Origin of the sequence: Pseudomonas yangonensis (genome assembly GCF_009932725.1) — a bacterium.
GTDB lineage: Bacteria > Pseudomonadota > Gammaproteobacteria > Pseudomonadales > Pseudomonadaceae > Aquipseudomonas > Aquipseudomonas yangonensis.
In genome coordinates, this window is the sequence record NZ_BLJU01000003.1 from 379,522 (window position 1) to 397,200 (window position 17,679).

General features: G+C 56.4%; 8 protein-coding genes. All 8 read left to right on the forward strand.

Annotated elements, in window-relative coordinates:
• Positions 1-2 precede the first annotated feature (2 nt).
• On the forward strand, positions 3-1,853 hold the full coding sequence (gene glmS, locus GYB81_RS07385) for a glutamine--fructose-6-phosphate transaminase (isomerizing) (RefSeq protein ID WP_161864275.1): 1,851 nt from the start codon (positions 3-5) through the stop codon (positions 1,851-1,853).
• A gap of 282 nt (positions 1,854-2,135) precedes the next feature.
• Positions 2,136-2,990, forward strand: coding sequence for a TnsA endonuclease N-terminal domain-containing protein (locus GYB81_RS07390; RefSeq protein ID WP_039965485.1), 855 nt, complete (start codon positions 2,136-2,138; stop codon positions 2,988-2,990).
• Positions 2,987-5,155, forward strand: a complete 2,169-nt coding sequence (locus tag GYB81_RS07395) for a TnsB C-terminal domain-containing protein (protein WP_039965484.1) — start codon at positions 2,987-2,989, stop codon at positions 5,153-5,155. The genes GYB81_RS07390 and GYB81_RS07395 overlap by 4 nt, the downstream gene beginning before the upstream one ends.
• Positions 5,152-6,612, forward strand: coding sequence for an AAA family ATPase (locus GYB81_RS07400; RefSeq protein ID WP_115290330.1), 1,461 nt, complete (start codon positions 5,152-5,154; stop codon positions 6,610-6,612). The genes GYB81_RS07395 and GYB81_RS07400 overlap by 4 nt, the downstream gene beginning before the upstream one ends.
• A gap of 15 nt (positions 6,613-6,627) precedes the next feature.
• A complete protein-coding gene (locus GYB81_RS07405; RefSeq protein ID WP_003464924.1) occupies positions 6,628-8,292 on the forward strand; it encodes a TnsD family Tn7-like transposition protein in 1,665 nt (554 codons plus the stop codon).
• A gap of 303 nt (positions 8,293-8,595) precedes the next feature.
• Positions 8,596-10,290: a TniQ family protein gene (locus tag GYB81_RS07410; protein ID WP_003464922.1), complete on the forward strand. Its 1,695-nt coding sequence runs from the start codon at positions 8,596-8,598 to the stop codon at positions 10,288-10,290.
• A gap of 469 nt (positions 10,291-10,759) precedes the next feature.
• On the forward strand, positions 10,760-17,017 hold the full coding sequence (gene avs3a / locus GYB81_RS07415; protein ID WP_161864276.1) for an AVAST type 3 anti-phage nuclease/ATPase Avs3a: 6,258 nt from the start codon (positions 10,760-10,762) through the stop codon (positions 17,015-17,017).
• Positions 16,995-17,675: an AVAST type 3 anti-phage protein Avs3b gene (gene avs3b / locus GYB81_RS07420; RefSeq protein WP_161864277.1), complete on the forward strand. Its 681-nt coding sequence runs from the start codon at positions 16,995-16,997 to the stop codon at positions 17,673-17,675. Before avs3a ends, avs3b begins: the two co-directional genes overlap by 23 nt.
• Positions 17,676-17,679: the final 4 nt, after the last annotated feature.

Here is a 17,679-nt window from a genome sequence, read left to right on the forward strand (position 1 = left end):
CCATGTGTGGAATCGTTGGCGCCATTGCTGAGCGCAACATCACCCCGGTCCTGGTCGAAGGCCTCAAGCGCCTGGAGTATCGCGGCTATGACAGCGCCGGTGTGGCGCTGCTGACCGAGCAGGGCGCACTGGATCGCCGCCGCCGCGTCGGCAAGGTCAGCGAGCTGCAGGCCGCGCTGCAGGCCGAGCCGCTGGCCGGGCGTCTGGGCATCGCCCACACCCGCTGGGCCACCCACGGTGCGCCCAGCGAGCGCAATGCCCACCCGCACTTTTCCGGGCACGAGCTGGCCGTGGTGCACAACGGCATCATCGAGAATCACGAAGAACTGCGCGAGCGCCTCAAGGGCCTGGGCTACGTCTTCACCTCCGATACCGACACGGAAACCATCGTCCACCTGCTCGATCACAAGCTGCAGCAGCTCGGTGACCTCAGTGCTGCGCTCAAGGCCGCGATTCCGGAGCTGCATGGCGCCTATGGCCTGGCGGTGATCTCGGCCCGCCAGCCGGATCGTCTGCTCGCCGCGCGCAGCGGCAGCCCGCTGGTGATCGGTCTGGGCCTGGGCGAGAACTTCCTCGCCTCCGACCAGTTGGCCCTGCGCCAGGTCACCGACCGCTTCATGTACCTGGAAGAAGGCGATATCGCCGAGATCCGTCGCGACGGCGTGCAGATCTGGGACGCCGCCGGCCAGCCGGTGCAGCGCGAAGCCGTGCAGTACCACGAAGGCGCCGAGGCCGCCGACAAGGGTGAATACCGCCACTTCATGCTCAAGGAAATCCACGAGCAGCCCAAGGTGGTGCAACGCACCCTGGAAGGCCGCCTGGGTAGCGACCACGTGCTGGTGCAGGCCTTCGGTCCGCAAGCGGCCGAGCTGTTCGCCAAGGTGAAGAACGTACAGATCGTCGCCTGCGGCACCAGCTACCACGCCGGCATGGTCGCCCGTTACTGGCTGGAAGAGCTGGCCGGCATTCCCTGCCAGGTCGAGGTGGCCAGCGAGTTCCGCTACCGCAAGGTGGTGGTGCAGCCGGACACCTTGTTCGTCAGCGTGTCGCAGTCCGGCGAGACCGCCGACACCCTGGCCGCGCTGCGCAACGCCAAGGAGAAGGCGCCGGGACTGGGCGGCTACCTGGCCAGCCTGGTGATCTGCAACGTCGGCACCAGCTCGCTGGTGCGCGAATCCGACCTGTGCCTGTTGACCCAGGCCGGCCCGGAAATCGGCGTGGCCTCGACCAAGGCCTTCACCACCCAGCTGGTCGGCCTGATGCTGCTGACCCTGGCCTTGGGCCAGGTGCACGGCAACCTGGATAAGACGCTGGCCGCCGAGCTGGTGGAAGAACTGCGTCGCCTGCCGACCCGCCTGGGCGAAGCGCTGGCCATGGACAAGACCGTGGAAAAAATTTCCGAGCTGTTCGCCGAGAAGCACCACAGCCTGTTCCTCGGCCGTGGCGCGCAATATCCGGTGGCCATGGAAGGCGCGCTCAAGCTCAAGGAAATTTCCTACATCCACGCCGAGGCCTACCCGGCCGGCGAGCTCAAGCACGGCCCGCTGGCCCTGGTGGACGCCGACATGCCGGTGGTCACCGTAGCGCCGAACAACGAGCTGCTGGAAAAGCTCAAGTCCAATCTGCAGGAAGTGCGTGCCCGTGGTGGCGAGCTGATCGTCTTCGCCGACCAGCAGGCCGGCATGAGCAACGGCGAGGGCACCCATGTGGTGGCCATGCCGCATATCCACGACCTGCTCGCGCCGATCCTCTACACCGTGCCGCTGCAGCTGCTGTCCTACTACGTGGCCGTGCTCAAGGGCACCGACGTCGACCAGCCGCGCAATCTGGCGAAAAGCGTCACGGTCGAATAAGGCCGCCCAGAAAGAAAAAGCCCGTTGGCTTCACGGAATAAAGATTGACACAAAATAATAAAGTCTGACACAAGCTATTATAGTTTGACACTAACCGTAAGCCCCTGTATCTACAGGGGTTTTCTGTTTTTATGCTAGGCCGTTTGTCAGGAGCCGCTGCCTCAATTTTCAGCAGGAGTATTCTGGAAAGCCCTACGACATGGCAGCTTGTTAGCTCATGTTTTCCTATAACTACTCTCTTGCCGAACGAGGGGAGCGGTCCGGACGGACTTAGGAGGGCGGGTGCGAGGTCGTAGGTTTGCTTCAAATCAGGATATCGAACGGCACATCGCCAATGGGTTTGGAGCTGGCGCCGGAGCTGAGTATGTGCCTTGGTTACGTGTTCAGGATGTCCCTTCGATGGGGCGTTCCTGGAAAATCCAAGGTGTTAAGATTGATCGAATTCATCACCTCTTATCCGACCTTGAACGGGCGTACTTTTTACTCTGTGAGTTTTCAGAGGACGTCGTAGATATCCGCGAGCAGTATCCCCTACTGCCGGTGGAGAGCACCCAGGCGATCGCCAGGGCTATCGGTGTACGGTATCCAAAATACAAAACGACCTCTGTTCCTATGGTAATGACCACTGACTTTTTGCTGTCTGTAAAGCAGCCAAATGGAGACGTAAAGTCCGTTGCCAGGACGATCAAATACGCGAAAGACCTTCAAGGAAAAGGTTGTGCTCGTACGTTAGAAAAACTCGAAGTCGAGAGACGGTTCTGGGTGAACCAAGGTGTAGACTGGAGCATCGTAACGGAGGAGTTGTTTACGCCCGATTTGATCCTGAATCTCGTATTTCTTCGCAAATTTGCCAAATTGCCTCGTGCCTTGATGGATGTCCCGCTGCATTTGCAATTCATCGAGATACTTGAATCAATAAAGGGTTGCCCTTGGTCAACGTCGGAGAGCTTGCGGAAGATTGGACACCGATTATCCATACCGTATACCGATGCTCGCGACATTTTCTTTAATTTGATCTGGCGGAAAACTATTAGGATTGAATTAAGTGGTGCGCCGTTACAGCTCAAGTCACCTTTGCCAGACTTCAGTGTTTTTTATCCCACTGAAATATCCACACTGAGCGAGAAGTCGTCATGAAAATTTCAGTTAATGACGTCTTTGAGCCTGTCACGGAACTCTCCTTGCTCTCTACTATGGCGAGAGCAATTCACCTCGACGAGAAGCACGACGCACTGATTGTTATGGATCTAACGGATCCTCCCAGGAAGCCGTATTCGATTGGTCTTGAGGAATTCAGGGTGTCATTGGTATCAGGCGATACAAAGCCTGTGGTGATGGCAGTGCCAGAATTTCTACTGGTTTTGGAAGAAGATCTCGACGAGCGCGCGAGGCGTGATAGAGACCAAAAATGGGCTCTGATTGCGCCACTTTTGGACCCGGCCTATCCAGGGCAAATATTTGTTCATGGCGAGATGGGCCGATTGGTAAGTGATCGCGCCGCTGAGGCGGGTGTGCAGCGTAAAACGCTATATCGTTTGTTGTATCGATACTGGTTTTACGGGCAAGTAAGAAATGCGCTTCTTAACAACTATTCTGCTGTAGGTGTTGGGAGTCGTAATTACTCCGCTGATAAGCCGCCGGGACGAAAGCCAAGGTTTCAAGGGGTGTTAGTGTCGCCTGCCAAATTACTAAGCGATATCGACAAGAAGTGTATCCGAGTTTGTTACGCGCTTTACGTAAAGAACAAGAAGTCGACGATTGATAGCGCGTACAACAAAATGCTCAATAAATATTATTCGGAGAAGCGGCTTTCTAAAAATCCCGAAAACGAGGTCGTATTGCTTCCTCAATCTGAAATTCCGACGTTTAACCAGTTTAATTATTGGGGAAAGCAGTTCTTTGATGATACCGAGACTGATCGTGGACGCATGGGGTTGACGAAGTGGCTGAAGGATTGCCGTCCATTATCCGGTACCGTCCGCGACTGGCTTAGAGGTCCTTGTCATCAATTCGAGATCGACGCGACCATCGCTGACATTTACTTGGTCAACAGCTACTCCCGACGAATGCTTATCGGCCGCCCCGTGGTGTACATCGTAGTCGACAGTTTCTCAGGGATGATCGTTGGCCTTTATGTAGGCCTTGAGGGGCCTAGCTGGAACGGAGCTCGACAGGCGCTGTTCAACGCGTTCACCTCCAAGGTGGAGTTCTGCGCGCAAAACGGTGTTGATATCACTCCTGAGGATTGGGACTGTCGTCATCTGCCACATCAAATCTACGCCGATAGAGGTGAAATGTTGGGGGCTGCTGCTGAGGGGCTCGCGTCTGGCCTGGGTATCGATATGGGGACGGCCCCGCCATACCGACCGGATTGGAAACCGATGGTCGAGAGCCGCTTCGGCATCCTGAACGACTTAACCGGTATTAGGTGGCTCCCCGGCGGAGTAGCAGCCCGAGAGAAGGAACGCGGTGAGCGTGATTATCGGCTCGACGCGACGCTGAATTTGAAGGAGTTCACCCAAGTCCTCATCGAGTGCATTCTTCACTACAACCGTTTCCACCGACAGCCGGATCGTCTTACCCAGGCGATGATGAACGATGGCGTGGAGCCCACTCCGATGGGGATCTGGAGGTGGGCGTTAGAGAACGACCTTATCCAGCCTAACAAGCGACCTGACGAGCTGATTTATCTCAATCTGCTGCCTCGGGAAAGGGCCACCGTCCAAAAAGGTGGCGTGTTGTTTCGCGGCATGCATTATCTCTGCGAGATGGCTATCGAAAAAAACTGGTTCGCAAAAGCGCGTCGCAATGGCGTCTGGGCGATTGATTGCTGGTTTGATCCGAACTCTGCGGCGCACATCTGGATCCAGGACGAGAACAAGGAGTTCCTGCGTTGCGACCTGCGGAGGTCGGATGCGAAGTATGCGGATTATCGCTCGGACGAGATCTACGACCTCCTGGAGGCCTACAGGCAAGTGCCACCAGCTCACAGACGAGCTGAACGGGAAAGCCAAGTTGGCCTGGTCGATAAAGTTGAGCAAATTGTCGGCAATGCAATGGCCGAGAAAAAGCTTGAACCCGCAGCCGCCTCTAAGGCTGAAGCAGTGGCGAATATCCGCGAGAATCGTACGGAAGAGCGGTTATTGGAGAGAGAGCAGGCGACTGTACCTGACGGTATACGTGCGGATCCCGTTCAACCTGATGCTCAGAGCCCTTCCATTTTCAGAGAGTCGTACGCTGGGCCGCGCACCGCGCAGGTTATCGATTTACTCAAAAGAGTTCGCCCGGGGCAGCCCAAATGAGAGGTGCTAAAGCTCTTGCGAGCTATACGAAGCAGGCCATCACTGAGTACGCGGGAAACCCTCTGATCGAAGCGCTGCCACCAATTCTTGACGAAGCGGCGGCTGCCGAGCTGATATCAAATTTTCCCAAGCCGGTAGCACCTGAGGAGCTAGAGCTCGACGGGGCAATGCGGATTCACTGTATTGATCGCTTGAGGACGGTTGTGCAGCCGTTTCTGCTGCACCTAGAGCTAGAGTCCCTGTTATCTCTGCTGATCCGTCGTGGATATGTTGGCCGTAATCCAACTAGCGCCTCCACAGTCAGGCACCTGCATTCTTTGTCAGGGGCTCAGCGCTATCACGATGCTTTCAAATCAACAGCTGACACTTTCAGCGTTGTGGGACTGAGTGGTATTGGGAAGTCCACCGCACTGCATGCCATTTTAAGCTTGTACCCTCAGACGATCCGACATGAGCGTTATGAGGGTCAGCAATTCGTCCACACCCAGATCACCTGGCTCAAGCTTGATTGTCCACGAGATGGCTCGTTGGCTGGATTTTGTCAGCAGTTCTTCCACGCGGTTGGCCAGGCACTCGGCGATCAGGACTACCACAAGCGCCACCGGCATCGAAATATCAATGATGCGCTTCAGCAGATGGAACAGGTAGCCAGCACGTTTTTTATCGGCGCCTTGCTCATTGATGAGCTGCAGAACCTTCACCTGGCCAAGACCGGGGGTAAGGAAAGCATGCTGAATTTCTTCCTTCACCTGGTGAACAATATCGGTATCCCGGTCGTGTTCATCGGGACGAATTCGATGGTCAGTCTGTTCTCGGACGTAATGCGTGTCGCCAGGCGCAGTTGCGGTGGGGGGATGATCGAGTTCAAGCGCTTCGAGAAGGAGGATGACGAGTGGCGTTTTCTGGTCGAGAACCTTTGGAGCTATCAGTGGTGCAAGCAGGCGGCTGAACTGACTCCTGAGATTTTTGACGCGCTGTACGAGCACACCCAGGGTGTGACTGACTTCCTGGTTAAGTTATTGGTGCTGAGCCAGCGCTATGCAATTCAGAGTGGCTCCGAGTGTCTGACTGCCGAGACGATCGTCAAAGTAAGCAATTCCAAGATGCAAATACTCAGGCCAGCGCTATCGGCTCTGCGTAGTCGCGACCCTAGTCGCATGCGCAAGTTCGACGACCTGCTTCCCATAGAGGAGCAGTTGATGGAAATGATGGCGTTCAACGGACTTGGGCGAGCAGACCGTCTCGCTTTGCTTCGAGGCGTAACTCCAGCTGCACGGGCAAATACTGCGTTACCGGAAGCTACTGTGAGCAAGCCTAATGCGCCTTCAGCAGTTGCCGTGGAAGCTTCTGAAGCGAAGGTGTTCAGCGAGCATCCCGACACCCTTGCAGAACTGAAGTCAGCTGGCTGGATAACCAGGGATCTCTTCGAGTTCTCGCCCGCCTACCGCCGACCATGATTCGAGGGTCGTGTAATGGAGCTGAAATTCCATTTCTTCCCTGCTGCGTTCCCCGACGAGACGCTTCACAGTGTCCTATCCCGCTATGCCCGGCTTTGTGGCGGGCATAGCCGAAAAGCCGCTTTCGCTGGCGATAGGGCTGCAATCTCATACACACAGAACGTAGCGTTTCCCTGTCGATTGGGTGACTTAGCCGAGTCACTTCCACCTGCCACGGATCTCTCGGTATCCAAAATAATTACATGCCATACCGTTCTGCCCTATTACGCGCCCTTTCTCACCGACGATCAGGTGCAGCATGCTCGTACCTCAATGGCCGGGGCCGGCAAGTGGCTGATGCTGAAATTAGGAGTCAACGCCAGTCGGATCGAGGTCGCTTCGAGAGTACGATTCTGTCCTGCTTGCCTCAATGAGGATATCGTTCGGGTTGGCGCAGCGTACTGGCACCGTGTTCACCAGCTTCCCGGTGTATTGGTATGTCCCCACCACGGCCATTCGCTCAAGGTGGTGGATCCCAGTTGGTATAGCCGCAACTCATGGCAGCTCCACCTGCCTGACGAAGACGATGTACAAGCTCATTCATATCAGGTCGATGCTGACCTGGAGGCTTATCCAGCGCTGCGTCAAATAGCGCTCCGATCAATGCAATTGCTTGCGCTAGACCTCAAACCTCTTTCACCCACTGCAGTGCGCTCTTGCCTTGTTCAAAGAGCTGCAGAGTTAGGCCTGACCCATGGCGCATCGCACCGGCTGGATCTATGCCGTTTGGCCGCACATATGGCCGGCGTTTTCAACGCTCTGCCTGCAGCTTGGGAATACTCGATTCTGGGAGAGTCACCCGCAGATCTACCCGCGACTTGGGTCACCAAGCTGCTACGGAGGCCTAGGCATACGCACCACCCACTCAAATACATTGTGCTGGCCACCGCCTTTGGGGTTGATCTGGCTCATCTCCAGTGCAGCGACAAACCATCAACGCCAGCTGTTAATCGATCATCGCCAACTGGTGTGGGCTACCCAAAAACGAAACTTTCTAAGGCCCTGCTAGGGGGGCTAGAAGGCTTACCTGCTGCTGTTTGGGAACTAGCACTTGCAGGGTGCGAGGCTCGGCAGATCGCCTCTGTGCTTGGAATCTCCCAAGTGTATGTGTATCGAACCATTCGTACCGTCGATGGCGGCTCACAGGTCTGGAAAGAAGCAAAATTTCAAAGCGAGCGCCTCAGGCGCCGAGTAACTTTCGAGGTTGAATATCGGGGCCTGCAAGCTCACCAATGCAAAGATTACATGTGGCTGTATCGCCATGATCGAAACTGGCTCTCAGGCTGCATCGCCAAACATGCAGGTGCTCATACAAGCCGCGCTGATAACACCGATACATTCGCTACTCTCGACGCGAATCTTGCTGAACAGATCAGGTGCTGTGCGCAGCGCCTTCGAGCAGGATCGGGAAAGCCTATTTTGATCTCGCGCGCTAGGATAGGGCGAGAGCTGCATGTCCTTTCACGCCTTGAGAAGCAACTCTCCAAGCTACCCCTTTGCGCCAGAGCACTGGAGCAGACTTGCGAGTCTATTGAGGAGTTTCACGTTCGTCGCCTGCAGTGGGCCAAGCAGAAGCTGGCAGACGAGCAGCGAAGCGTAACCCGGTCAGCGTTGTATCGGACTGCTTGCATCAGACCGTAGTCACGTGCACCACAGCGCGCCACTGTTCCACTTTTCTTCGTACATATTTTTAAGAAAGTGTGAGCCTTCGTAAGACCCTCATTATGGTGTGGCCCGTGATATGGCTGGTGCAAACCTGATTTATATTAGTTAACTGCTTTTCGCAAAAAAGTGTGATAGTACAAAATCGGTGTGGCTCCCGTTCGCCATATTATCGTGTGCTTTTAATATCCCTCCTCTGTAAAACTATATTTTATGTGTTAAAAATACGCCGCATCGTAGGATGCGTGTACTTCCAAGCCTTATCTCGCTAGTTAATTATCGATGTCTGATCTGCTATTTTTCCCCATGTCCATGCCGGACGAGATGTTGCATTCTCGTATCACGCGCTACCACTTCCTGTCAGGTAACAGGACTGCAGCTGAAACCTTCCAAGACCTGTTCGGCTCGGCACCCTTCAGCGTAGGGCTTCTGCCAAAGCAGATTGAAGTGCTTGCTGCCAGACTACCTGGAGATCCAGAAAGCAATCTCGACGAGCTGGTCTGTACTAATACGCTGTTTCCAGCGTACAGGCCCTTTCTAGGGGTCAGCCAAGGGGTGGCGAATGCCCCAGCAGGCTCCAGTTTATTTGGGGTTGCTCGTATTCCACGCCGAGAGGGTGCGGTCCACGGGAAGGCTAAGCTCTGCTCCACCTGTGTGCAGCAGGATCTGCTTGAAACGGGATACGCATACTGGCATCGCTCACACCATTTGCCTGGTGTGTCCGTCTGCTGGCGCCATGGTGAGCCGCTGATGCACGCGTGCCCCAAATGCTCTCACCCGTTCTTCCGTAAGCTTAGGCTGCTTCCAAATCCGACTGATCCGTGTGTATGCGGCTGGAGTGCTCTCGATCCTGCGACAGTTAGGCAGGGCACTGTGCTGGAAAAGAATTTTGCGCAGTTCGCCTACGAAGTACTGCAGCGTAAGTTTCCGCTAATGAGTTGTGAAACGTTAGGTGCAAGTTATGTACGACAATGCAGAAAGCGAGGTTTCGTACACGGAAACCTTGTTGGCACTGCGAAACTATTTGACAGTATCCGCACGAAATATGGAGATGAAGCTCTGTCTCGAATGGACAAAGCTTATGAAGCAGGTAAACACGATCAATGGATACGGTTTAGATTTTACAATGGCCAGATGGATATGCCCCTCGCCCGGCATATGATCATTGCGCAGCATTTATTTGGGAGCGCGGATGACTTTGAGTCCGCCTTGCAGAAAGAACTCATTCTTCAGCACGCGGCAGGTGCAAAATTACGTTTAAAGTTGGAAAAGCCTCAGCTTGGTAGGAAGGCGCAGCATCGTCAGAAAATAGACACGATCTTGGCTGTACGAGCGAATGTCGATTTGGGGTATCTCTGGGATAACGCTTACCAAGCCACCCGCTGGCTTACGGAGCACGACAACGCATGGTTGATGGAAAAGCTCAGTATGCCAAAGCACGTACCTGAAGTAGTCGAGGAGGTTAGCGATCCCCGAGACAGCGCATTTGCTGCCGTTCTTCTAGCAGGTGCTGAGGATCTTTATCGAATTTCCAAAGGACAGAAGCGGGTTAATCTCAGTAATCTGCAGAAACTCCTACCCGTGCGTTTACCTCCCTGCCCAAAATTACGTAAACGTAGATTCCCCTTGGCTTCTCAGCAGGCTGAACTCCTCATGGAGTCTGTTTGGCACTTTCGATTGAGAAGGCTAATTTTTGCCCTTGCCGATATGAAGAGGCTAGACCTTCCGATGAACACTGGGAGCCTGGGTCTGGTTTCCAGCGTGTCGAACACTATTTTTCAAACCCTCGTCAGTTTTTTTGAGTGGGACTTGGAGGCGTTTTTAAGAAACGGCGTGGACTCAGAAAACCTGCTTAAGTCCACTGGTGTACCAAGGGATTGGCAGGGACCTCCTGGCTTCAACCGGGTTTTGGGGGGCACTGCATACTATCGGAATAAGGTTGTAGCTGAGCAACTGGAAAAAAGCAGCAGTGAGTGAGGTGCCTGTGGTGCTGCCTCTGGTTTGGATCAAAGTGACATGCACTATTATGCATCCGCTCGGCACGCTGTCGAATGGCCGGTATTCGGCTGCCGCACACCCGTGAGGTTGAATAGGCCTACCAGCCCCCGTAGGTGCACCATTAGCGCAAGGAATTTTCCGGCTTCGCAATGAAGGGGCTAGGACGCTCTAGAATCGGCTTTATAGGCTTTTATAGTCAATTATAGAGTGATTATAGAATCCGTTCTGGGCGCCTGATTTACGCTGCCCGCTTCCGCCCAATTGAAGTCGTTCGAGCCGCCGTGGCCAACGCCTGCCATGCAGCGAGGCGGTTCTTCACGTTGCTAACTCGACGCCCGAAAGCGCGCCATAACGTTTGAAGTTAGGAACTGGCCGTAGGCAGATCTACCGAGGGCATCTCGGGCCTGTAAACTCCGTTAAAAAGGCGGATGCAGGGAGTGCAGATAATATGGCGAAACAAGGCTCTGTAGGCCCCTCCAGAAGCGGCGACCAGTTCCACTATCAATGGGCCGCCCGGCAATGCCTCGGGCTGCTTGCCGTGGCGGGTGGCCTGGTCGCGGTGACGATCGAAGGAGCGTCACTGGACGAGGGGGATGCGTCTACGAGCGCTGGCGACGAGGTCATTGACGTCGGCCTGTACTACGGGAGCGAGGACGTTATAGCGGCAAAGTCCATCCGCTATGTGCAGCTCAAACACTCGTCCAGGCAAGCGCAAGTTCCTTGGACGGCAAGCGGCCTCAAAGGAACCATCGAGGGTTTTGCAGCGCGTTTCGAGAAGTTGGAGGCGTCGCTTGGCCTGGACGCCCTGGTGAGTAAGGTTCAGTTCATTTTTCTGACGAACAGGCCCATGGATGGAACTGTTCTGGAGGCGTTGGCCGATATCGCTGCGGGGGCGACAGCGCCGCGGCACCGTGAAATTGACGAGCTGCTGAAACGTTACGCGGCGTTAGCTGGCAGTAACGTACAGAGCTTCTTCTCCGCGTTCTCAGTTGAAGCTGGTGAACCGGATCTATGGGAACAGCGCAATCTCCTAAGTCAGGACCTGAGCGCATACCTGTCCGAACCGGACACCGAGGCAGCGCTCCAGTTGAAGGAACTGGTCACCCGCCGGGCAACCGATGAGGGAGTGAAGGACCGCTCCGTCCGACTCTACGACGTACTCCGCTCAATGCGGGTGACCGAAATCGATCTCCTGCCGGCGCCCTCGTTGATCTCGGAGCCGAGGCAGGTACTTCCACGAGCGCAGCAGGCAGACATCCTGGCGACGCTGCTCACCGCACAACGCCCTGTTGTCATCCACGCAGACGGTGGCGTGGGCAAGTCGACTCTTTCTGCTTACCTGGCCCGTGCCATGCCTGCTGGTTCGGTGGCGGTTCTGTACGACTGCTTCGGTGACGGGACTTATCGCCAAGCCTTGAAGTATCGCCATCGGTACCGCGATGCCCTCGTCCAAATTGCGAACGAGCTCTCAGGACAGCAGCTTTGCCTGCCATTGATTCCGTCCGGCGGCACGGACCCCAAGCAGTTCATGCGGGCCTTCGTATCTCGGCTCAAGCAGGCCATTGATCTTCTTAGAGCCCGCACACCTCAGGCGAGTCTTTGCATCATCGTCGATGCGGCCGACAACGCGTACATGGCGGCACATGAGATCGGTGAGCGTGCCTTTGTTCATGACTTGATCAACACGGACATGCCCGACGGGGTGCGTTTGGCATTCACATGCAGATCACACCGGCAGAGCCACCTGGGAGCTCCCCTCGACGCCATCGTGATTAAGCTGGAGTCGTTCTCCAAGGCTGAGACTGCCACACACTTACGGCTGAGCTATCCAGAGGCGACGGACGCGGAGGCTGCGGAATTCGCCTTTCTCAGCAGTGATAACCCCCGCGTTCAAGCACTGGCGATGGATGGCACCCCACCCATCGGTGACATGCTCAGGGCCCTGGGGCCAACACCCACAACGGTCCAGCACGCGATCGGAGGTCTGCTGACGAAAGCCATCGACAGGCTGAAAGCCGAGTGGGGCCCGACAGAAGCGAATCAGATAGATCTCATCTGCAAGGGCCTCGCGGTGCTCCGCCCCCTGGTGCCTATCTCAATCTTGGCCCAAATCGCCGGTGTTCCCGAGAGCGCCGTCCGTACGTTTGCCACAGAGTTCGGGCGGCCACTCTTCGTCAAAGACTCAGGTCTGCACTTCACTGACGAACCTGCAGAGACTTGGTTCAATGAAACGTATAAGCCCGATGCGGCCTCACTCGATGCGTTTCTTTCAAAGCTGAAACCGCTCGCGGCGACCAGCTCTTATGTGGCGGCGGCGCTGCCGCAGTTGCTGCTGTCGGCTGGCCGAATGGACGAGTTGATCGCCCTGGCGCTCTCGAATGAGAGCTTGCCCGAGCTCAATCCTCTCGAGCGAAGAGACGTCGAGCTGCAGCGATTGATGTTCGCGCTCAGAGCATGCTTGCAGCAGGGGCGATATGTTGCTGCCGCCAAGCTCGCGCTGAAGGTTGGCGGCGAGGTGGCCGGCGAGGCCCGCCAGAACACGCTTATCCAGAATAACACTGACATTGCCTGCGTTCTGCTTGCGCCAGATCGCATCGAAGAAATGGTCTCCAGGCGCACGTTCGGCGGCGGATTCCTCGGCTCTCATCACGCGTACGAGGCGGCGCTGCTCGCCGGATACGATGACCTCATCCCAGAGGCGAGAAGCAGGTTACGCATGGCATGGGAGTCGTTGATCGCTTGGAGCAAGCTGCCACCCAAGCGCCGCAAGGAGGACGAGATTGACGACGCCGATATCGCCGAACTTGCTATCGGAGTCCTGAGATTGCAGGGCCCAGCTAAGGCTGCACAATTCCTGAAAGCATGGAATCCCAAGTCCACCGTACTGAGAACCACGAAACGCGTGGCCGCCCGACTTGCGGACGTCGGGGACTTCAAGGGAATCGATGAGCTCGCCGAGCACGCCAAGGGGGATGCTTGGATGATGCTGGGCCTAGCAACCGAATCGGCCCGGAACGCACATCTGTTGCCGGCTGAGCCGCTGCGCCATCTGATGGGCATCTTGGTCGACCCTAAGGTCAAGTTACCCGAGGAAGATCACTCATGGAGGTCCAGGGGAAACGTACTAGACGGAGTCCGGTCTGCAATTACTCTGGCCCTCAGATGCCTCCCGCGCGACGATGCGACTTGGGCAGAGACGATACGCCGGTATTTGCCAGAAGATCCGCCTCACCAGCTCCATGACTTCGATGACGAGCGAGCGGACTTCATTCGGGCCTACGCTTTGGAAGCCGCTCTGCGCGGAAAACGAATTGAGTTGATTGATCTGGCGCCCAAAGATGTTCGCCCTGAATTTGAGACGAAGGGATCTCCTGTTAAGAGCCAACAAGCGTCCCAGTTGCAGCAAATGACTGGGGGCGTCCTCCCCTGGTTCATCTTGGCCGCTGAAATCGCCTGTGGCCGCCAGCCTCTCAACCTTGATCACGAAGTCGAGCTTGCGCTTGGACAGACAAAATCTGCGTCGTCGCGTGACTATCAGCGGAACTTCAATTGGGAGAAGGCGGTTGCCATCGAATGGGTACAGATCCTTCGCGATGCGGGCTCCGTTAAGCCTGCTCAGATCGACGCACTGCTGAAGTGGGTCGACAATAACGACCGCATCTACTCAAGCACCCTCACGAGGATGTGCCATATCGCCGCGCGAACAGCAGGGATGGGCGACCTCTCACTGCGACTCAGCTCTAAGGCGTTCGATCAGCTTACCGCGTCGCGCAGCGATGCGGAGACACAGGTTGACGATCTTCAGGAGCTAGCGCGCGCCATCTTTTGCGTGAGCAGGCCGGAAGCGACTGCCTTTTTCAACAAGGCGATCGATATCGCCAGCAAGATCGGAGAGGAGCACCTCTCTCGATGGACAACGTTCTTGGACCTCACGGATGCTGCGCATTGCCCGGACCAGGCCAGGCCTCGGACCGCCTATCGACTGGCCAGGATTGCCGAGCTTAGCTACGAGCACATGGCCCGAGACAAATACATGGACTGGGACCGGTTAGTCGAAGGCTTGGTCGGCCTTTGTCCTTCATCCAGTCTCGCAATTTTGAGCCGCTGGCGGGACCGAGAGTTTGGTTTTGCTGGCGAGCTATTTCCCGTCGCAATCTACAGTCTGATCGACCGAGGACTCCTTCCCCAAAAGGCCGCGGTAGCCCTGAGTGGCACCGGGGCGGGATGGAAGCGCATCAGTGACATCAAAGCCGCCATCGGAGTGGAATCCGACAACAATCGGAAAAGATCAATCCTGCGGATCGCCCACCGATTCCTCCGTATTCAGCCCCACGAAACGCCTTCCTGTCGAGAACTTAAGGCTCTGGCCGACTCCGTGGCGATGTCGCTTCCAGATTTGGAAAGGCTGCTTCAGGCCTCTGCGGCCAAAGGAGCCGGCGAGTCGGTGACTGCTGCTCGCGCGTCCTGGTCGGGGCGCCGCAATGAGGCGCAGGAGCCTGACTGGGATGCCATCTTCAACGACGTCGATCTCTGCGACGCAGCTGCGGTTCTCGCGGCACGGCAATCGCTCAAGAAAGTTGACGGTCGTTCGTACATTCGCGAGTTCTATGAGCAAGGCTGTCGGCGCGCGAAACTGTCGGAGATCGACGGATACCTCCGTGCGATCCAGTTGGACGACGAGTTCAGTGTGTTCAGCTTCATGGACGTCATCAGGCACCTCTCCGAGCCGAGCAAGAGGCTCCTGTCTGTCCGCAGCGAACTCAGAAAGGCAGCCCTTTTGCTGGCTACAAGCGAGCCCAACCGAGTGGGGCGCCGCGGTTGGGGTTCTAAGGGCCCATTTGATGGTCTCTATGCAGAGGGCATCATCTTGGAGAAGGACGTCGCGTCAGCTCGGATCAAGGGATACCTGTCGCAGCTCGACACACTTGATGCGAACGACTTGTTCCATCTGGTGGAGCCTCTCTCGCGGCACTTGACCAGCGACGAGGCCGATGAAGTGTTGAGCTTCGGCTTTGATCTGCTTGAAGGAATTCTCGACGGCGAGGACGGCGATGGCCCTTGGAACAAATCGCTCGCACCGTCATCCTCTTGCGAGGAAGCCTTAGCCGGCTACTTATGGGCGGGTCTGGCGCGCCCGTCCACTTCGGAACGCTGGGAACACGCCCACTGCGTCCGCAACTGTCTTGAGCTCGACTGGCAATCGCTGTTGTCCGTGCTGGCCACTCGCGCATCGAGCGCCGCCCCGCAGCCATTCGTTGACGGCGGCCTGTTTTTTTATGAGTGGCATGCCCGCCAATGGCTCTGCATTGCCTTGGCACGGGGCGCCATAGACGCACCTCATGCCGTTGCTCCTTTTCTAGGGTTTCTTGACTCAGCCGTAAGGGAGCGGCACGTTGTCATCCGGCACTTTGCCTCGGATACATTGAGGCGCCTGAACGAAGTTACTCCGCTGCCCTCGGATCTGCTTGCCATCGCGAACGGCGCAAACCGCTCTGCGCTTGCCATGGAAGTCTATGCTCATGGCGAGTATGAGATCGTTGATGACGAGGACTCGGATGACGAAGCCTCAGACGACGAGAGGTACTTCTTCGGTATCGACATCGGCCCCCATTGGTTCGCACCATTGGGCCGCGTCTTCGGTTTGAATCAACAGTCGATCGAACAACGAGCACGGGCAGTCTTGCGTGGTCGTATGTCGTTAGGGCCTCGCCTTCGCATAGATGATCAACGCCATAAACGCGGACTAATTCGATGGCAAGAGACAAACCACTCGCATGGAAGTATGCCCAGAGTTGAGGACTTAGTCGTCTACCAGTCCTATCACTCCATGATGTTCGTCGCTGGTCAGCTCTTGGAGACCAAGCCTGTACGCCGTCGCGCTGATGAGGAAGAGGATCCGTTCGACGATTGGTTGAGAGGTCAGTTGCTCACTCGCGGTGATGGCAGGTGGCTTGCGGACCGGCGCGATCCTGAGATCCTGAAGGCCGCCTCGTCGGGTAGCGATCGATCAGATGCCTCATGGTGTTGGCATGTCGATAGACAGTACCTGGATGATCAACTGACAACTGACGATGGCATGACGGCCCTATGGGGCCATTGGACGACCACCGATGCGGCCAACGGTGAAACGGTGTCGATAAGGTCTGTACTCGTTCCGTCTTATCATGCGGCGGCCCTCCTAGCCGCCATGCAGACTAGCCCTAACCCAGGAGACATTTATCTTCCAGACGCGGATCACATCGACCATCGGGAGGAGGTTGATGATCCAGAGCTGAGGTTGCTCGGCTGGGTCAAGACGGAAAGCGACTCGTTGAGCCTTGACGAATATGACCCATGGGCTGGCAAGGTGGCCAACCCGGGCCCGCGGCCTTGTCAGGAAATCCTCAATGTCCTGAATCCGATGACGGATCCAGACGCGCGATCGTGGACGCTACCAGGGGGTGGCAAGGCTAGAAGCGAATCGTGGTCGCGCAGCACAGGCTACGGGGAGGAGCGCGATGTCCTGACCGGCACTCGGCTCAGCGCCGACGACAAATTCATTCGCGCACTGTTGGATGGGCACCCGAGCACATCTCTGATTGTCTGCGTCAAGGTTCGTCGCAAGCCACCGAAAGAGGAGGCAGCCAGCGATGACTACTCCTTCTACAACTATCCCTACAACCGCTACTACTTGATCGGACACGATGGAATCACTAGATCGCTCTAAGGCTGTCATCGAGCTCGGCAAGCGGATCGTTGCCGGCTTGACGCTCGGCGACGATGTCACTGCCCAATGGATGGCGCACCTAGTAGCCGAGAAAATCTCCGCTGCCGAGGATGCGCCCGAAACCGCGCGCGATTCAGCGGTGGCGGAGTGCGTGGATGTCATCCTGAAACTCTGGGCACACCGGTACACCTTGCCTCCGTACATGCGGCCGCTTAGGGAGCTAGACCCACTGCTGTGTACGCTCAATTCCTTAGGTGTGAATGAGGCAGATGCACCCAGATTTTTCGCGCGCCCTCCCAGCAGCGAAGAGCTTGAAGGTGCTTCAGAGGACGAGAAGCAACTCTTCGAGTTCGCGATCGGCATCGATCACGCGGCCAGGGAGCTGATCCGTTGCGCACTCAGCGTTGCCGCCGAACGGTCAGTCAACGTGGTCAAGCCATGGCTAGAGGAGGTCGTCAAGGGCGGCTTGGAAGCAACAGTGGAATTGCGGGTCTCAAGATTCGTCGCAGAAGGCTTGCTGAAGCGCCAAAAAGAGGCAAATAAACAGGCCATGCTCAATCGAGCCGATAGGCTGGAGAGCTTTGCGAAAGTAGCTTTGTCTCTGGCCAGCGAGATGAGGGAGACGCTTCCGCAAGATACTGAGGAGGTGGATGACTGAGAAG